Raw genomic sequence first — 16,667 nt, 5'->3', positions numbered from 1 at the left:
CGATGCGATTGGGATGAAGCGTCATCGCGCTTTCAGGCGTCAGTTGACCGCCCGTTCGGTGGTGTCGAAGCGCAGGGCCGGTTCGGTCGTGGCCGCCTGAGTCTTGGGCGGAGACGCGACGCCGATGTCGGCCCAGCGATTGATCAGGCGCCGCGCAGGGTTCTCGAAATAGGCGTAGGTCCGGTCCGCGACAACGGTGAGGACCACGCAGCACGCCAGGGCGAACAGGCCGAACTGATCCGGGCGCAGCGCGAGCCAGGTCCACAGCGGCTTGAACACGGCGATGAGGATGGCGTCGTGCAGCATGTAGATGGCGTATGAGGTGTTGCCGAGCCGTCCGAGCAGCCGCGCGCCCGGAAATTCCTTGAAGGCGCTCTCGCCGACCGCCGTGAGCAGGATGGCGCAGGAGAACAGCAGAATGGCCAGATCCGGCTTGGCGAAGACGTTGAGCACGAGCACGGAGAGGGCGAACATGGCGATGCCGGCAAACACGACCGATTTCTGCCGGTAGGGTCCAGACTTCCGGAACAGGATGGCGAGCAGGATACCGTTCAGGAAGCTCGGCAACGCGCGGAGCATGCCGTAATCGTAATTGGCGCCGTACATCTGCGACCGTTCCTGCCAGATCGGCAGATGGCCGTGGGCAAGGACCAGATAGAGCGCCGCCACGATGACGCCGAGCACGACCGGCTGGACCTTGCGCGCAAGCAGCATCAGGAGCGGAAAGATCAGATAGCAGAAGAATTCGGCGCTGATCGACCATGACGGCGAGTTGAAGCTGAGATGGTCGGTGACGCCCCAGGCCTGGACCAGCAGGAGGTTGTAGAGGAAGTCCAGCGAGGTCGAGCGCGCCGTGCGCTCCATGCCGACGCCGATCAGCACCACGAAGACGAGCAGGCTCAGCAGGTGCAGCGGATAGATCCGCGCGATGCGCCGGATCATGAACCGGGAATAGGCCCCGACGCCACGTGCATCGGACGGGTAGGAATAGGAGATCACGAAACCGGACAGGATGAAGAACATGTCCACGAACAGGCCAAAGGACCCGTTCCAGGCCGGCGAGATGCCCGGGTCGATCATCTTGAGATGAAAGATGAAGACGCCGAGCGCGGCGACGAAGCGATAAAAGTCGAGGACGACGAAACGTCTTGCTTCACTGGCTTCCATCGGGCCTCGGAGTCCTTGCACGGGTCATCCGTCTTCTAGAGACGAATTGTGACGCAAGTTCGGGAAGCGCGACGCGTCGCGGTCATCCGTCCGGATTCATGCGGCCCATCCAGTTGCGGATGGCTGGCGGCTCTCTGCTCATCATTGAGGCAGGCGCCCGACAAACGAACAGGGGCCGGGACATGGTCCCGGCCCCCGCGATGTTGATGCCCGTTTGGGCAAACGCCGCCCTGCTCAGACGAACACGAAATCGTGGCTCGTCAGGTTCGAGACATAGACGTTCTTCAGCAGGATCGAGTCGGTGGCCGAGAACGTGATGATCGCGTTCGTGCCGGACTGCGTCATCTGCAGGTGGCTGTAGTCTTCGGCGAGGAGCTTCGAGATCTGGATCACGTCGTGGGTCGTGCCGTCGCCGGCCTGGAAGTTGAGGATCTGGTCCTGGCCGTGATCGTAGGCGATCGTGGTCGAATTCGGCGCGGCCGAGAACACGTCGTTGCCGGACCCGCCCTGGATCGTCACGCCGCTTGCGACGGCCGTGACGTTGTGGGTGCCGTCGGTCTTGGTCTGATCGATGAACTGGAGCGCCTTGGCGGTGTCGTAGCTCTCGTGCTGCGTCGTCCCGGCCTGTCCGTTGAAGTTGAACAGGAAGACGTCCTTCGAGCCGTCGGCGTTGTTGGCGATCTCCTGGGTCTTGTTGCCGGCGCTGTCGTAGATGTCGGTCAGCTTGCTGCCGTCGTCGTGGATGACCTGGGTATAGTCCAGCGTGCCGTCGGCATGGGTCCGGGTGAGCTCGACCAGCTTGCCCGAGGCATCCAAGTGCTGGTGCTGGGTGGTGTAGGACTGCCCGGTGACGTTGTAGTTCCAGTTGTCGGACGTGCCGTCGGCATTCTTGATGTAGGCGGCGGTCTTCACGCCGGCGCTGTAGACCGTCGTGGAGCTGTAGCCGTCGCTCTTGGTCGTGACCTCGCTGGTGATGACCCCGTTGGCATCGTACCAGTCCGACGTCTTGGTGCCGTCCGCGCTCTGCACCAGCGTGAAGGCCATGCTGTTGTCGGCGTGGGTGCGCACGATGTTGGTGAGGAAGCCGGTCGTATCGTAGGTATCGTGCTCGTTCGTGTAGGTCTGACCGACGATGTTGAACTGGTACACGTCCTTGGAGCCGTCGGCGTGGTACTCGGTTTGCAGCTTCTTGACGCCGGCCGCATCGTAGTTGGCGACCACGCTGCTGCCGTCGTCGTTGACGACCTGGGTGTAGTCGAGCGAGCCGTCGGCGTGCCAGCGCGTCACCTCGGTCGTCTTGCCGGTCGGATCGAGGTGCTGGTGCTGCGTCGCGTAGCTCTGGCCCGCGATGTTGTAGCTGTAATTGTCGTGGCTCATGTCGGCGTTGGTGATGTAGACCGCGGTCTTCACGCCGTTGGTGTACACCGTGTTCGAGCTGTAGCCGCTCGCCTTCTCCAGCACCTCGCTGGTGAGAACGCCGTTGGCGTCGTGCCAATCCGTCGTCTTGGTCCCGTCCTTGCCCTGCACCAGCTTGAACGCCATGCTGCCGTCGGCGTGCTTGCGGATCAGCGTCGTGAGGAAGCCGCTCGCATCGTAGACGTCGTGCTCGGTCGTGTAGTTCTGGCCGGTGATGTTGAACAGGAAGACGTCCTTGCTGCCGTCGGCGTGCAGGTCGGCTTCCTTGATCCGTATTCCCGCGGCATCGTAGTTGGTGATGACGCTGCTGCCGTCGGCGTTGATGACCTGCGTGAAGTCGAGCGTGCCGTCGGCATGCTCGCGCGTCACGGCCGTGATCTTGCCGGACGGATCGACGTGCTGGATCTGCGTGGTGTAGCTCTTGCCGGCGATGCCGAAGGCGTAATTGTCCTGGCTGCCGTCGGCATACTTGATATAGGCGTTGGTCTTCACGCCGTTGCTGTAGGTCGTCGTCGAAACGGTGCCGCTCGCCTTCTGCACGACCTCGCTGGTGAGGACGCCGGCGGCATCGTACCAATCGGTCGTCTTGGTGCCGTCGGTGGTCTGGACCAGCTTGAAGGCGAGACTGCCGTCGCCGTGCAGGCGCGTCAGGCCGGTGAGGAACCCGTTCGCGTCGTAGTCGTAGTGCTCGGTCGTGTAGTTCTGGCCCGTGATGTTGTAGGTCCAGACGTCCTTGCTGCGGTCGGCATGATAGGCGGTCTCCACCAGCTTGACCCCGGTGGCGCTGTAGGTGGTGATCACGCTGCTGCCGTCGCTGTTGTAGACCTGGGTCGAATCCAGCGAGCCGTCGGCATGGCTGCGGATCACCGACGTGACCTTCCCCGAGGCGTCGAGATGCTGCACCTGGGTGGTGAAGCTCTTGCCCGTGATGTTGTAGGTGTAGTTGTCCTGCGAGCGGTCCGCGTTCTTGACGTAGGCGGCGGTCTTCACCCCGTTCGTGTAGAGCGTGGTGGAGTAATAGCCGTCGGCCTTCTGGACGACTTCGCTCAGCAGGTTTCCGGCCGTGTTGTAGGTGTCCGTGGTCCGCGTTGCGTCGGTATCGATATGAACGAATTTCGTCTTCACGCCGCCGGTGTAGCTGATCAGGTCCTTCGAACCGTCGGTGTAAGCTACCGTAGTCGAGGTCGGCTGCCCGCTCGAATTGAGGCCGGTGTCGGATTTCGAGAGCAGCTTTCCGGACGAATCGTAAGTCTTGGTGTTGGTCCAGGTCGCCGCCGAGTTCGTCACCGAGAACGAATATCCGCCCTGGATCTTCGACAGCGCGTTGCCGTAATGGGCGATCATGTAGTCCATGGTCGCCTTCGAGGCGACCTCGAGGACGTGGGAGTCGCTCAGCGTGATGGTCTGCAGCGCCGTCGATTCGCTCAGATCCGACAATTGCGGCACGATCTCTGCAGCCGTGCCGCTGACGCTGGTCCTCGTGTCCGGCGCGGGCGGCGTGGTCGGGGGCGCGTCGATCTCGATGATCAGGGGGTGATCGCTGACCGGAATGGTGATGCTGCTGACGTCGGTGTAGCTGGCGATCGCCGTGGTTCCGGTCAGCGTGTCGTATACCTTCACGGTATGGTGGACGGCGCCGAGGTTCACCGTGACCGTCTGGGCCGCGTTGGTCAGCTCGGTATCGGTGGAATCGTTCCAGAGCTTCGGTTCCGCCCAGACCACGAGCTCGTAGGCGCCGTTGCTCTTGCCCAGCACCATGCTGTTGCCCGTCGCCGGCATGTTGCTAAGCGTGTAGTTCAGCGGATCAGTCGGCTGCTGGCCGCCCGTGCCGTCATCGGCCAGGATGGTCGTGAGGTTGTGAATCGCCGTCGCGGCGAGCTTGGGGGTTCCGTCGGAGTTGAACAGGCCGAAATTGGCTTCGGGATTGGTGTTGCCTGCGGACGAGTCGCGGTCGAACAGCTCGTAGAGGTAAGTCGCGCTCACGCCGGCCTTGTAGGCATCAACCAGGGTGTTGAGGACCGACTTGGCCTGCACCGTCTCGTTGACGCCGAGATATTGGGTGTTGGCCTGCGTGGTGTAGCCGGTCTCCGTGATGACGACGGGCTTTCCCGGTGCCGCAGTCATGACGGCGCTCAGCGTCGCCGAGATGGAGCTGCCGGTGGTCAGGCTGGTGCTGACATAGGCGTGGGCGTTGGCATAGTCGACCGAGCCAGACATGTTGCCGAGCTCGCTGTAACCTTGCGGATCGTTGTAGGCCAATGACAGATTGTAGACGGGGATGCTGGCGAGCGTGGCGTTGGAATTGACGGCCTGATAGAGCGCGCTCTGGAACTGAGCCGCGGCCGAAAGGCTGGAGCTGCCATTGTAGCTGAAGGGCTGGTGATTGGCCTCGTTGAGACCCTCGATGGCGCTGATGCTGCCAGCGTAGGTCGTCGCGAACTTCTCGAGCGAGGCGATGTATTTCTCAAGTCCGACCGTTCCCGTCTGAGGCAGCGCGGACGACACCAGGAAGTCGAACTTGTAGCCGGCGGCGGCGAGACCCTCGACCACCGGTTGCGCGGCCGGGCTGGTGCCCATCGCGTCGCGGAGATGGGTGACGCCGATATATTCGAGGCTATCGGCCATCAGCGCGAGATTGTTGTAGCCGGTCCACCCGAAGCCGGCATGCGTGTTGACGCCGATGGAGTTGATGAAGCCGCTGGCAGACAGGATGGTTTGATCGGACATTGCACACTCGAATTTCAACGCGAACGAAATTGCTCGCAGGGATTGCGTTCAACCTTCTCTGTCGAGTGTGAATTTCAGATAAAAATCGAAGCTACAAATCGCGAGTGAAACGCGGTTCCTTTTGCAGGAACAGATCGACCCGTGTTGCAGCAGAATGCTTGATGCGATGCCCGTGCAGCGTGGCGTCAGGAAGGCGCTTTCAAGATTTTCGCGATCTGCGTTGCTGAATATATGCGCATGAGACGCGAGATCGCCGGATTGCACAGCGAGCCGGCAGCGATGCCGATTTCATGGGCGAGCAAATTAATTGATTTGATCGCGATGGTTGTGTACGTATTTTCACGGAGATGCCGGGCTTCGCGTGAAAGGCCGAGGGTTCCACGCCGGGACGGGATCGCCTTGTGTGGCGCGCGGGTTTACCCATCCACTGGCCGGAAAGGCGCGATGCGTGCGGCGAACTAATTGCGGCGGGCCAGCATCAGAAAGTCTCCGCGCCATCCGACGATCGCGGTTGCGATCGCGGCGATCATGATCTTTCCGGCGAGCCATGTTGCAGGCTCGGTCGGCATTGCGCCGAGCGATCCGATCAGGACCGCGGCCGCCAGCGCCTGCACGACCAGCGACCAGCGCGGGAACGCCTCGAACCGCAGCGTCGGGCCGAGCGCGATCAGGATCGTCGCGAGCGTGGCGAGGCAAGCGAGGCCCACCGCCTGTCGCGGCGACAGGCCGGCCCACGCCGCGACCAGCGCGACGGCGGCGACCATCGCGAGCTGGCCGGCCGCAACGACCACGAGCCTGGTTGCGAGCTTCTCCAGGTGCGGGACGACAGCGACGGTCGCCTGGAGGTGCGTGTGCAGGAAATAGAAGACGGCGACGACGGGTGCCGTCGTCAGGAAGCCATCGAGGCTCTCCCGGGGAACCAGGATACGGGCTGCATCGGGAATGAAGCCGACCAGGCCGCCGAGCAGCACGAGGGTCGTGCAGACCATGAACTCGAACATGCGCCGCGCCGATTGAACCGACTTCATGACGGTTCCGTGTTCGAAGTCCTTCACCACATCGGGATAGCTCACGGTGTGGATCGCTGCATTGAGGACCCAGAACGGGCGTTGCAGCAGGTCGAGCGCGATCGAAAATCCGGCTCCGGCTCCCGTCGCGCCCAGCCGTCCGATGATGATGAAGCGGAGCAGCACCGGTACCGACAGATGGATGACGGACGCACCTGCCGCGAGCATGCCGTAGCGGGAGAAATCCTTCCAGTCGGCGAGCACAGTCCGCAGCGGAACGCGCTCCAGGGGTGTGCGATAGGCCACCAGCCCGGCGAGCAGGCCCAGCGCGTGGCCTGCGCTGACGCCGAGCAGCGCCGCTTCGGCCGTTCCCCAAATCGCTGCTCCCGCGGCGGCCCCGGTCAGGAGAGCGGTGGCGCGAAACGCCAGAAGGGAGGACGCGACGCCCAGCCGGTCGGACAGACGGACCGACAGGAAATAGAGATCGGTCAGGCCCTGAAGCACGGAGATGCCGAGGCCGAGCGCGATGATCCCGGCCGGGAGCACGCTGGCCAGAGAGGCGCAGCTGCCGACCACGACGAGCGCGCCCGCGCTCGACAGGCCTGCGGCAAAGAGCGACCACCTGAGCCGCGCCGCCTCGTTCTCCCCGGCTGCCGCCAGAAAACGCAATCCGGCGAGCTGCAGCCACTCGAACATCAGGACGCAGAGCAATTGGCTCGAGGCCAGCGCCAGCGAGAAATTGGTGTAGTCGGCGGCGGGCAACAGATGGCTGATCGCGAAGATCAGGACGATCGCCGCGGCACTCTGGTAGAGGTAGCCCGCCATCGCGAAGAGGCGTGTCATCTCGGAATGAGGCGCTCCTTGCCGACGGCCCGCGGCGCTTCGGTCGTTGCCGCGCGCACGCGCGACATTCGCTGCTCGCGCAATTGCTCGTACAGATTCTTGTAGGATGACAGCACGTCGGCAAATACCCATTTGTTGGTATCCGCGATCAGGCGCCGGCTGATCTCGTCGATCTTGTGCGGATCGGAGGCGACTGCGAGCATGCTGTCGGCCAGGGATTGCGGATCGGCTCCCGTCAGCCAGCCCGTCACGCCGTGCTCGATCACCTCGGGCATGCCGCCGAAGCGCGTTCCGAGCAGCGGCCTGCCGGCCGCCTTGGCATCCGCGACGACGAGTGGACCGGGGTCGTGCCAGATCGATGGCGCGACCACCACGTCGACCTGCCGGTAGAAATCGTCCGGCACCACGAAGCCCATGAACTCGATGCGCGCATGCGGCGCGAGCGCCCTGAGGCGGCGTTGCTCCTCCTCGCTGACCCGCCCTGCGATCATCATCCGGATGCGGTCGGGTGGCAGCTTGGCGAGAGCATGCATCAAATTGTCGATGCCCTTCTCCTCGGTGAGCCGGCCGATGAACCCGAACGTCACTTCGGTGGTGCAGACCGGGCGGGGATAAGGCTCGCGCGGCGGCTCGGTCGAGGCGTTGCGGATCACGGTGCGGATCGGCGTCTCCGCGAACATGCCCATGTCGGTGTGGATGGACAGCACGCGCTCGCTCACGCCGACCACGGCGCTCAGCCAATGCGTGGCCCGCTTGCGATGAAAGGTCAGGATCCCGCAGCTCGTGCAGGTGTGCTCGCAGGAGCGTCCCTTGTCGAAGCGCGAGCAGCGCGGACAGGTCAGATAATAGTCGTGAAGCGTATGGAGCACCGGCACGCCGAGCTGGGCGGCAACGCGCCAGATCGCGGTGGTGAGACCCGACAGATTGTTGGAGTGCAGCACGTCCGGCTTGAAGGCCCGGATGCGTTCGGCGATCAGCGGCGCCTGCATCTGCCAGTCGTCGACCGCATGCCAGATGCTGCGCAGGACCGCGTTCTTCTGCTCCGTGAAGGGCCGATAGATGTTCTGGACCGGCGCGGAATAGACGTCGATGCCGTTGCAGCTTTCGCGCTCCTGCCCGCGGGACGATGCGGCCCGGATCACCTCGACCTCGTCTCCGCGCTGCACCAGGCCTTCGGCGAAGCGCCGCGCGAAGATCTCTGCACCGCCGACGATCTTGGAGGCCTCGGGCGTCGGATAAAGCGTGGACGTCAAAAGAACTTTCATCACTGAACCTCATGTCCTGCAAAAATCGCGCTTACCGCGCCGGCCTTATTTCCAGGGCGGGCATGGCAGCGTTGCTCGATGCGATGAGAACCGGCGTCGTCGAAACCGGAATCCAGGCTCCGGACACAGGTCTTGCGGCCGGTTCGCACGGCATCGCAAACGTTGCGCCGTCCTGATCGCCCTTGATCCGGACCTCGTAACGCCGGTCGGGAGTCTCGGACCAGACCGCAACTCTGGCGCCGGACGTCGTCGTTGCGTTGATCGACACGACGCCGCTGGCGAGCTCGCGTCGCTCGGCACTCAGGCTGGAGCGGATGAACGCCCAGGCGCCCTGGACCGCGCAGGCGACCGGCTTCGGCGAATTGTCGAAACGGTAGAGCCCGAAATTGTGCTCCAGCTCCGATGGATTCTGGCCGCTGTCCTTGAGCTCGTAGAGCCACATGCCCTTGAGCCAGCGCGCCGCGGTCGCCGCCCACAGGATGAGCTGCGCACTATTGTCGGCCTGGGCCTGCTCGCTGACGCCGCATTTGTTGCTGGCCGTGGTCCAGCCGGTCTCGGTGACATAGACCGGGAAGTCGGGGTTTCCGCTCGCCTGGCCGACGAGCCGGTGAAACGCCGTGAGCCGCTCGATGATCTCGGCCGAGGTCCGTTTGCTCGGACCCATGCAGAAATTGTAGAGATGGATCGAAGCGCCGTCGGCATACTGCAGAATGCCGGTCCGCAGCATCTTCTCCGTCCATGTCCAGCCCAGATCGTCGCCGAGGGCGCCGACCAGGAACGGCGCATTCGGCGCGGCCCGCTTGACCGCAGGTCGCGCGACTTGGGCCAGCGCCAGATAATTTTCCGGCGAGAACGCGGCATCTTTCTTTGCCGCCAGATTCCACTCGTTCCAGAGCTCGAACAGGGGGTGCTGCGCCGCGACGGATTGCGCCGCCGCCGCCGCATAGTCGGCGAACCGCTGCCGCGCCTCATCGGTCGTCGGCGGCGAGGAATTCGGAACGAGATGGTGGCCAAAGGCGAGGATCAGCAGCGGACGCGCAATGCCGGACCTGACCTGCGCCTCGAGCCGGCCCAGCCTGGGCGTGAAGCCCATCCGGCGTCCCCCCGTTTCGAAATCGGACCAGGGGAAATCGTCGCGGAAGGCGTTGAGGCCGAGCTGCTTGATCTGGGCGATGTTCTCCGCAGGCACGTATCCCCGCGCGCTCACCGGCCCGCCCAGCCCCTGATGGGTGCCGACACCGAGCAGGAATCGCGCGTCGAGCGGTTGCGTGTGCTGGGCGCAGGCAGCGGCCGGCAGGAGAATCGATGCGATGAGGCTCGCCAGGCGGATGCTGCCGCGAACCACGGTACGTGAGAGCCGTGGAGCCATCAGAAATTCTTGGAGAGATCCGACTGCAACCTCGCCTTGGCTGCGTCGGGCGTCTGGTCGTCCTGAAGCAGCTCGACATAGACCTGTTGCAATTGCGCATGCGTCTTCTCGACGTCATAGAGCTGCTTGAAGCGGTCGTAGCCGCGCTGCCCCAGCACCTTGAGGTCGAGATCGAGCGCTCGCCGGAAGCCGTCGACCAGCGGCTGCACCGCGACGGGCTCGCAAAGCAGGCCGGTGACGCCGTCGACGACGATCTCGGGCAAGGCGCCGCTGCGGAATGCCAGGATCGGCTTGGCCGCGCGCATCGCTTCCAGCGCAACGAGGCCGAAGGCTTCCCATCGTGACGGGATCACGACGAGGTCGGCGGCTTCGAGCTGGGTCTCGATGGCCGGCCGGTCCAGCCAGCCCAGCAGCGACACGTTGGACGGCACCGCCGGGCCTTCATACTTGTTGACGACGGAGGCGCCGATCATGCGGATGTCGACGACGTCCTCGAGCGCGCGCGCCGCTTCGATCAGGAGATCGAAGCCCTTCTGCCGATCCAGCCGTCCGATGAACAGCACCTTGACCTTCTTGGAGGGCCAGTCCGCAGCGATGGGCTGCGGCGTGCGGCTCTTCGAGATGCCGTTGTGGACCAGCGTGAGGCGTTCGGCAGGAATTCCCGCGCGCACCGCCTCGCTATACTCGTCGCCCGAGATGCAGATGATTCGGTCCGACGCGCGCGCAAGCAGGTGCTCCGCGGCCTTCGTCAGCAGATGGCTGAAGCGGCCGGTCTCGCGCGAGAACGCCCAGCCGTGCGGACAATAGACGACGCGCGGCCCACCCGAGCGGGCTGCCAGCGCGGGCCGGAGCACGAGCCCGGCAAAGGAGGAATGCAGGTGCACCACGTCGGGTCTGAAGGCATCCAGCGCTTGCATGCTTGCACGTAGCATTTGGAACAGGCCGGCGATGCCGCGGCCGGATCGCTCGAATGTCGTAATCTGGTTGTCATCGATCGCGCGGAGGTCGCCGCGATGATCGGACGGCACGACATAATGCACGTTCTCGGCACCGAAGCTGGCCTGCTGCTGAGGATGCAACTCGTTCAGATAGCTCGCGATCCCGCCACGGATCGTTTCGGCGATGTGCAGCACTTTCATCGTTTGCCTCGCGTAGGGCCGCGTTGGAGAGCCGGACATCGTCTATCCCTGTTCTACGTTCGCTAGTGCGAAACACAGTTCCTCGAATACGTAGCGATATTGGGGCAGCGATGTGGTGATGTTGGGCCAAGGCGCTCGTGCTCGCGATCGTCGCAAGAACGAAGGAGGAGTGTCAGGGAACCGTGCGAAGAGCTGCGTGCTGCAAATCGTTTGTGCAACAACCGCTGCGCGCGATAGGCGAACCGCGTCGCGTTTCACGCAGCGCTGGCGACATTCGCAGGCGCTGCGAGGTGATCGAGCAGCGCCTTCGCCGATTTCTTCCACGAATAGAAGGCAAGGCGATCCTGTTGCCGCCGGCGTTCCTGATCCGAGATCGCGCCGATTGCCAGTCTTTCGAGCATGAGTTGCTTCAGCGCTTCGGCATCATTGGCGTCAAAATACGCAGCCGCGTCGCCGCACGTCTCCACGACTGCCTCGGCCGTCGAGGCGATCACCGGGCAACCGAAGATCATGGCTTCGAGCGGCGGCACGCCGAATCCCTCGTAGAGCGAGGGAAACACGAAGGCCGATGCGTGCGCATAGAGCGCGGCGATCTCGCTGTCGGTCAGACGGCCGGCCAGCAGCAGGGCGGAAGCCCCTTCGCCCGAATTATCCTGAAAGACCTTGCTGTTATCGCCGCCGACGATGACCAGGGGAACGTCGGCCCGGCCGAGCAGCTGGATCGCACGGATCGCGACGGACAGATTCTTGTTCTTGGTTTTCGAGCCCACGAAGAGGAAGAACTTCTGCGGCCGAACGCCAAGTCGGGCCAGAATGCCGGGATCTTGCTTCGTGGCCGCAAAGTGTTCGGCGCTGTTGGGGAAGATCGGAATGCGCGATGCCCTGAGATTCAGCACGTCCGCAAGCTCCTTGCGCGAAAATCCCGACACCGTCGCGATGCTCGCGTGCCGGGCGAGCATCCGGCCCATCGTGCGATGGACGGTCAGATAGCGCCAGTTGAAGAAGTCGGGCCTGCGAAAGACCTGGGCGTCGTGAATCACGACGACGTGGTCGCGATGGAGGACCGGCCCGGAATTGGCCAGGCTGATCAAGCGGCCTCCGGCGGCGGCGCGGGCGAGATCAATTTGATCCCACGCGTGCCCTTGCAACCGGCCGACGGCGCGAATCTTGATCCGGTCGAGATGAAGTTCCTCGCTTGTATCCGCAGGCTTCAACAATTGCCACTCGGCGTTGCGCAGCGACACGGGAATCTGCTCCGACGCGAGCAGTACGTCGATCGCCTTGACCATTTCAGCGGCATAACGCTGCACGCCCGTGAGCTTTTGCGACAGAAAGCGGCCGTTGATGAAGAATTTCAATTGCGGACCACGATGGTTCATGGAGTCCCGGCCGGGTTCGCGGGGAGCTCGCGGTGGAGGAGCCACACGTGAGCAATTCTTAGGTACGGAAATATGACGCAGCTCGGCATGGCTCGGAGGCGCCGTCTGCATGGCCGGCGTCGCCTTGCTGCATGGGAGGCCGCGGTGTAGAGGTCGGCGATGACCGACGACACCCACTCCTTTCGCAGCGGATCGCTCACCGCGACCGTCAAGGCGCACGGCGCCGAGCTCTGCTCGCTCAGGAGCGGCGACGCCGAATTCCTTTGGCAGGCGGGGCCGGAATGGCCGCGTCACGCGCCGCTGCTGTTTCCGATCGTGGGGCGCCTTGCCAATGACGAATTGCGGCACGAGGGCAAGACGTATCGGATGACACAGCACGGCTTCGCCCGCGACAGCCGCTTCGCGTGGGCAGAACGCGGCGAGAGTCGCTGCACCCTGGTGCTTGAGGACAATGAGACGACGCGCGCGCTCTATCCGTTCCCGTTCCGGCTGACGGCGGCCTACGCGATCGATGAGTCCGGCCTCGATCTGACGCTCACGATCGCCAACACCGGCAAGGAGACGTTGCCGGCGTCGATCGGCGGTCATCCCGCGTTCAATTGGCCGCTGCAGCCCGGCGTCGCCAAGGAGAGCCATGCGCTGACCTTCGCGACGGCGGAGCCGGCTCCGATCCGCCGTCTCGAGGCTGGATTGCTGCGGCCGGAGGCGGAGCCGAGCCCGGTCAAGGGCACGTCGCTATCCTTGACGGACTCCCTCTTCGTCGACGACGCCATCATCTTCGACCGCATCGAGAGCGGTTCGGTCCGCTACGCCGCGGCGCGCGGTGCATCGACCGGTCCATGGCTGAAGATGTCCTGGCGCGGATTTCGCGAGCTCGGCGTCTGGTCGAAACCGTCAGGCGCGCCGTTCCTCTGCATCGAGCCCTGGCGTGGCTACGCCAGTCCCTCGGGCTTTCAAGGCGAGTTCACCGACAAGCCGGGACTGATGCACATCGCAGCCGGCGCCGAGGAGCAATTGTCGTTCCGCATCGAGGTCGGATCGTCCTGAGGCCGGCGCGCATCGCTACTCAAACCTCGATGCGCGTGAGATCCTTGCCGAGCACGACCGGTCCTGCATAGTCCCGTCTGACGTCATCGAGCAATGCGGTCAGCATGGCATCGTCGGTGCGCGGACGGTGATGGGTCAGCGCGAGCTTCTTGACGCCGGCTTTGGCCGCGATCTTCCCGACGGTGTCGCCGCAGGCGAGCGTGTGTTTCGCAAGCCGGCGGAAGTGCTCGTTGTTGATCTCGGGCGTTGCGAGAAAGCAGACCTGGACCAGCAGGTCGGCGCCTTCGGCCAGGCGCTCCAACCCCTCGCAAGGGACCGTGTCCCCGGAAATCGCAATGACCTTGCCCTCGGCCTCGAAGCGATAGCCGAGACACATCCAGCGCGCCAGGAAGGCCGGCGACATGTCGAGGCCGTCGCCATGCGAGACCAGCTCTGCGCTGATCTTCCAGCGGCCGGTGTCGAGCACGGGACCTGGAACGATGTCCGTCGCGGCCACAGGCTTCCAGCCGCCGAAGGTCGGCTCGCCCTGGTCGCGCCAGGCAATGTCCTTGTCGTAGACCTGCGTGACCAGCGTGTTGACGAGCCGTTCGGTGTCCGGCGGGCCATAGATGCGCAACTCGTCCTTGCGCCCGTGCATCCACGAATTCAGCATCACGTCGTAGAGGTCGCCGATGTGGTCGAAATGATGATGGGTGAGAAACACCGTGTTGATGGCGCCGAGCGGCACGCCCGCCTTGTGAAGCTGCACCATGACGCCGCGGCCGGCGTCGAACAGGATGTTCTCCTCGCCGAGCCTGATCAGCGTGGTCGTCGCCATGCGACGCGGGTCCGGGCGTGGGCCGCCGGTGCCGAGCAGGATGACTTCCATCGCGCCTACTCCAGCGTGAAGCCTGTCGACCTGATCACGCCGCCCCAGCGGTCGTAATCGGCCTTGATGATAGCGGAGAACTCCGCGCGCGTATCGGCGACGACGCCGACATCGAGCGCGGACAGCAACCGGCGCACGGCGGGATCAGCCAGCACGCTGCGCAGATTGCCGTTGAGCTTGTCGAGGATCGGCTCGGGCGTCTTGCCTGCTGCGAAGAATCCGTACCAGAAGTCGGCGGATTCGATGGCGCCGAGACCAAGCTTGAGCTCGGCGAAAGTCGGCACGTCGGGCAGGCGCGGCGAGCGGCTCGCGCCGGTGATCGCAAGCAGCCGGATCGTGCCGGCCTTGTACTGCTCCATAAGGCTGGCGGTCGTGTCGAACGTCGCCTGGATCGTGCCGCCCAGCAGATCGGTGAGGGCAGGCGCCGAGCCGCGATACGGCACGTGGGCCATTTCGATGCCGGCAGCCTGGTTCAGCATGACGCCGAGGAAGTGCGAGGGCGTGCCCGCGCCGAGCGAGCCGAAATTCATCCGCTCCTTGTTGGCGCGCGCGTAGGCGAGGAAGTCCGCGAGACTGGCCGTGGGCAGCTTCGTGTTGACGGCCAGCGCGAACTGGAACGTGCAGAACCTGCTGATGGGCGCGAGATCGACCAGCGGATCGAACGGCAAGGACTTGAAGATGAACGGGTAGAACGCGGTCGCGACGATCGGCGCAGACAACAATGTCGAACCGTCCGGCTCGGACCGGACCACCGCTTCGGCGGCGATGCGGCCTGCCGCGCCCGGCTTGTTCTCGACGATGGCGGGTTGCCCGGTCTGCTCCCGCAGCTTGTCGGCGATGATGCGACTCATCGCATCGAGCCCGCCGCCTGCCGGAAAGCCGACGACGATCTTCGTGGTCCTTTCCGAGGTCTGTGCGCCGGCCCGGGTGGCGAGCGCGGCGGCGGCTCCGCCGACGGTCCAGAGAATTGCGCGCCGCGTTGCGCGTTGCGTGCCGATGGTCATCATGCCCCCGAGATCGTGTCGGGCCGTACAGTAGAGTCCGGGGTGGCGGCGAAGCAAGCCGCGCGATGATGCGCGGGGTGAGAATTGTCGGCCAGTTCATACTTTATGCGCCAAATCCATGACTAAGATTGTTTACGCGGCACAACGCGCCTAGTGTTGCGGCAGGCAATTTCGGGGGCTCGAACAGGCTGTGAATGTCCGATCACATGACAGCGCGTCGCGCGGCGACTTGAATTCGCAGGTCGGATCGCAGGTCCACGGGACGGCCAGGACCGGGATGGTTTCCGGCCGCGAGCGGCTGATCGTCGTCGAGGACGATCCGGTGACGCGGACCATGCTGGTCGACTATTTCAGCGACAACGATTTCGACGTGGTCGGCGCCGGCTCCTGCACGGAGTGCCGCCGGGCGCTGCGCGGGCGCACCGATCTCGTCTTCCTCGACGTGCAACTGCCCGACGGCGACGGCTTCGAGCTCGCCAAGGAGGTCCAGGCCACCAGCAACGCGGGCATCATCTTCGTGACGCGGCGCGACACCGACGTCGACCGCATTCTCGGCCTCGAGGTCGCCGGCGACCATTACGTCACCAAGCCGATCAATCTGCGCGATCTGCTCGCGCGTGCGCGCAGCGTGCTGCGGCGGCGCTCGATCGACCGCAAGGCGGCGCGCAGCCACAATTCGATCGCCTTCGGCGATTGGATCATCGACCTGACCCGGCGCGAATTGCTAGGCAACGACGGCAAGCCGGTGGCGCTGACGCGCGCCGAATTCGACCTGCTCGCGGCGCTGGTCGGCGCCGACGGCAGGCCGCTCAGCCGCGACTATCTGATCGAGGTCGTCAGCAACCGCCAGGCCGACGTCGATATCCGCACCGTCGATGCGCTGGTGGCGCGGCTGCGCCGCAAGCTGGTCGGCAGCGGCACGCCCGTGATCGCGACCGTCACCGGCGTCGGCTACAGGCTTGCGCTCAGCGAGCGGCTGTAGAGCTGGCGCGCGCCGGCGACCGCCGCGACAGATCACTTCAGCGTCTGAAGAAACGCGATGACGTTGGCCCGGTCTGCGGGGTTCGGCAGCCCCTTGAAGAACATCCTGACGCCGTGGATGTCGCCGCGGGGATCGGCGAGGTAGGTGTCCAGCGCCGCCGCCGTCCAGGGCTCCTTGTTGGCCTTCATGGCATCGGAATAGGCGAAGTCGGGAACGGTCGCCGGCTTGCGGCCCGCGACATTCCAGAGGCTTGGGCCGACCTTGTTCACCCCGATGACCGCCGCGTGGCAATTCTCGCAGGTTCGCTCGAAGATGGCCTTGCCGGCGGCCGGATCGCCATCGGCGGCGGAGGCGGGCGGCGCGCTCAAGCACGCCGGCAGGGCCAGCAAGAGCGTGAAGATCAGACGTCCGGTCATCTTGAATCTACTCCCCGCCGGGCCAGGGATGCCCGGCC

Annotated in this window: 12 protein-coding genes; 2 read left to right on the top strand and 10 right to left on the bottom strand. The window is 64.6% G+C overall.

Annotation, left to right across the window (positions count from 1 at the left end; translation table 11 throughout):
• Positions 1–39: 39 nt before the first annotated feature.
• The 7 genes from BDOA9_RS33210 to BDOA9_RS33180 form a co-directional block, all read right to left on the bottom strand.
• The gene (locus BDOA9_RS33210) at positions 40–1,167 is read right to left on the bottom strand and encodes an acyltransferase family protein (protein WP_025038263.1); all 1,128 of its coding nucleotides are present in this window, start codon (positions 1,165–1,167) and stop codon (positions 40–42) included.
• A gap of 234 nt (positions 1,168–1,401) precedes the next feature.
• Positions 1,402–5,310: a hypothetical protein gene (locus BDOA9_RS33205; RefSeq protein WP_025038262.1), complete on the bottom strand. Its 3,909-nt coding sequence runs from the start codon at positions 5,308–5,310 to the stop codon at positions 1,402–1,404.
• 458 nt (positions 5,311–5,768) lie between these two features.
• The gene (locus BDOA9_RS33200) at positions 5,769–7,160 is read right to left on the bottom strand and encodes a hypothetical protein (RefSeq protein ID WP_025038261.1); all 1,392 of its coding nucleotides are present in this window, start codon (positions 7,158–7,160) and stop codon (positions 5,769–5,771) included.
• Positions 7,157–8,425: a glycosyltransferase family 4 protein gene (locus BDOA9_RS33195; protein ID WP_025038260.1), complete on the bottom strand. Its 1,269-nt coding sequence runs from the start codon at positions 8,423–8,425 to the stop codon at positions 7,157–7,159. Before BDOA9_RS33195 ends, BDOA9_RS33200 begins: the two co-directional genes overlap by 4 nt.
• Positions 8,426–8,456: 31 nt before the next feature.
• Positions 8,457–9,794 carry a hypothetical protein gene (locus BDOA9_RS33190; RefSeq protein ID WP_025038259.1) on the bottom strand — a complete coding sequence of 446 codons (1,338 nt, stop codon included), beginning with the start codon at positions 9,792–9,794 and terminating at the stop codon, positions 8,457–8,459.
• Complete coding sequence (locus BDOA9_RS33185; RefSeq protein WP_025038258.1) at positions 9,794–10,933, bottom strand: glycosyltransferase; 1,140 nt, start codon at positions 10,931–10,933, stop codon at positions 9,794–9,796. The genes BDOA9_RS33190 and BDOA9_RS33185 overlap by 1 nt, the downstream gene beginning before the upstream one ends.
• Positions 10,934–11,187: 254 nt before the next feature.
• Positions 11,188–12,291: a glycosyltransferase family 4 protein gene (locus BDOA9_RS33180; protein WP_025038257.1), complete on the bottom strand. Its 1,104-nt coding sequence runs from the start codon at positions 12,289–12,291 to the stop codon at positions 11,188–11,190.
• Positions 12,292–12,471: 180 nt separating this feature from the next.
• Here BDOA9_RS33180 and BDOA9_RS33175 point away from each other — a divergent pair, with 180 nt between their 5' ends.
• A complete protein-coding gene (locus BDOA9_RS33175) occupies positions 12,472–13,359 on the top strand; it encodes an aldose 1-epimerase family protein (RefSeq protein WP_025038256.1) in 888 nt (295 codons plus the stop codon).
• A gap of 19 nt (positions 13,360–13,378) precedes the next feature.
• Here the strand turns inward: BDOA9_RS33175 and BDOA9_RS33170 are convergent, their stop codons facing one another.
• A complete protein-coding gene (locus BDOA9_RS33170) occupies positions 13,379–14,227 on the bottom strand; it encodes an MBL fold metallo-hydrolase (protein ID WP_025038255.1) in 849 nt (282 codons plus the stop codon).
• Between the two features lie 5 nt (positions 14,228–14,232).
• The gene (locus tag BDOA9_RS33165) at positions 14,233–15,234 is read right to left on the bottom strand and encodes a Bug family tripartite tricarboxylate transporter substrate binding protein (RefSeq protein ID WP_025038254.1); all 1,002 of its coding nucleotides are present in this window, start codon (positions 15,232–15,234) and stop codon (positions 14,233–14,235) included.
• A gap of 187 nt (positions 15,235–15,421) precedes the next feature.
• On the opposite strand from BDOA9_RS33165, the gene BDOA9_RS33160 reads away from it, so the two are divergent.
• A complete protein-coding gene (locus tag BDOA9_RS33160; protein ID WP_025038253.1) occupies positions 15,422–16,213 on the top strand; it encodes a response regulator transcription factor in 792 nt (263 codons plus the stop codon).
• Between the two features lie 32 nt (positions 16,214–16,245).
• Here the strand turns inward: BDOA9_RS33160 and BDOA9_RS33155 are convergent, their stop codons facing one another.
• The gene (locus BDOA9_RS33155; protein WP_042336844.1) at positions 16,246–16,629 is read right to left on the bottom strand and encodes a c-type cytochrome; all 384 of its coding nucleotides are present in this window, start codon (positions 16,627–16,629) and stop codon (positions 16,246–16,248) included.
• Positions 16,630–16,667: the final 38 nt, after the last annotated feature.

Source organism: Bradyrhizobium sp. DOA9 (assembly GCF_000617845.2).
Taxonomy (GTDB): Bacteria; Pseudomonadota; Alphaproteobacteria; order Rhizobiales; family Xanthobacteraceae; genus Bradyrhizobium.
The sequence above is the reverse complement of the archived record's forward strand: the minus strand, read 5'-3'. Positions and strand labels throughout refer to the sequence as shown.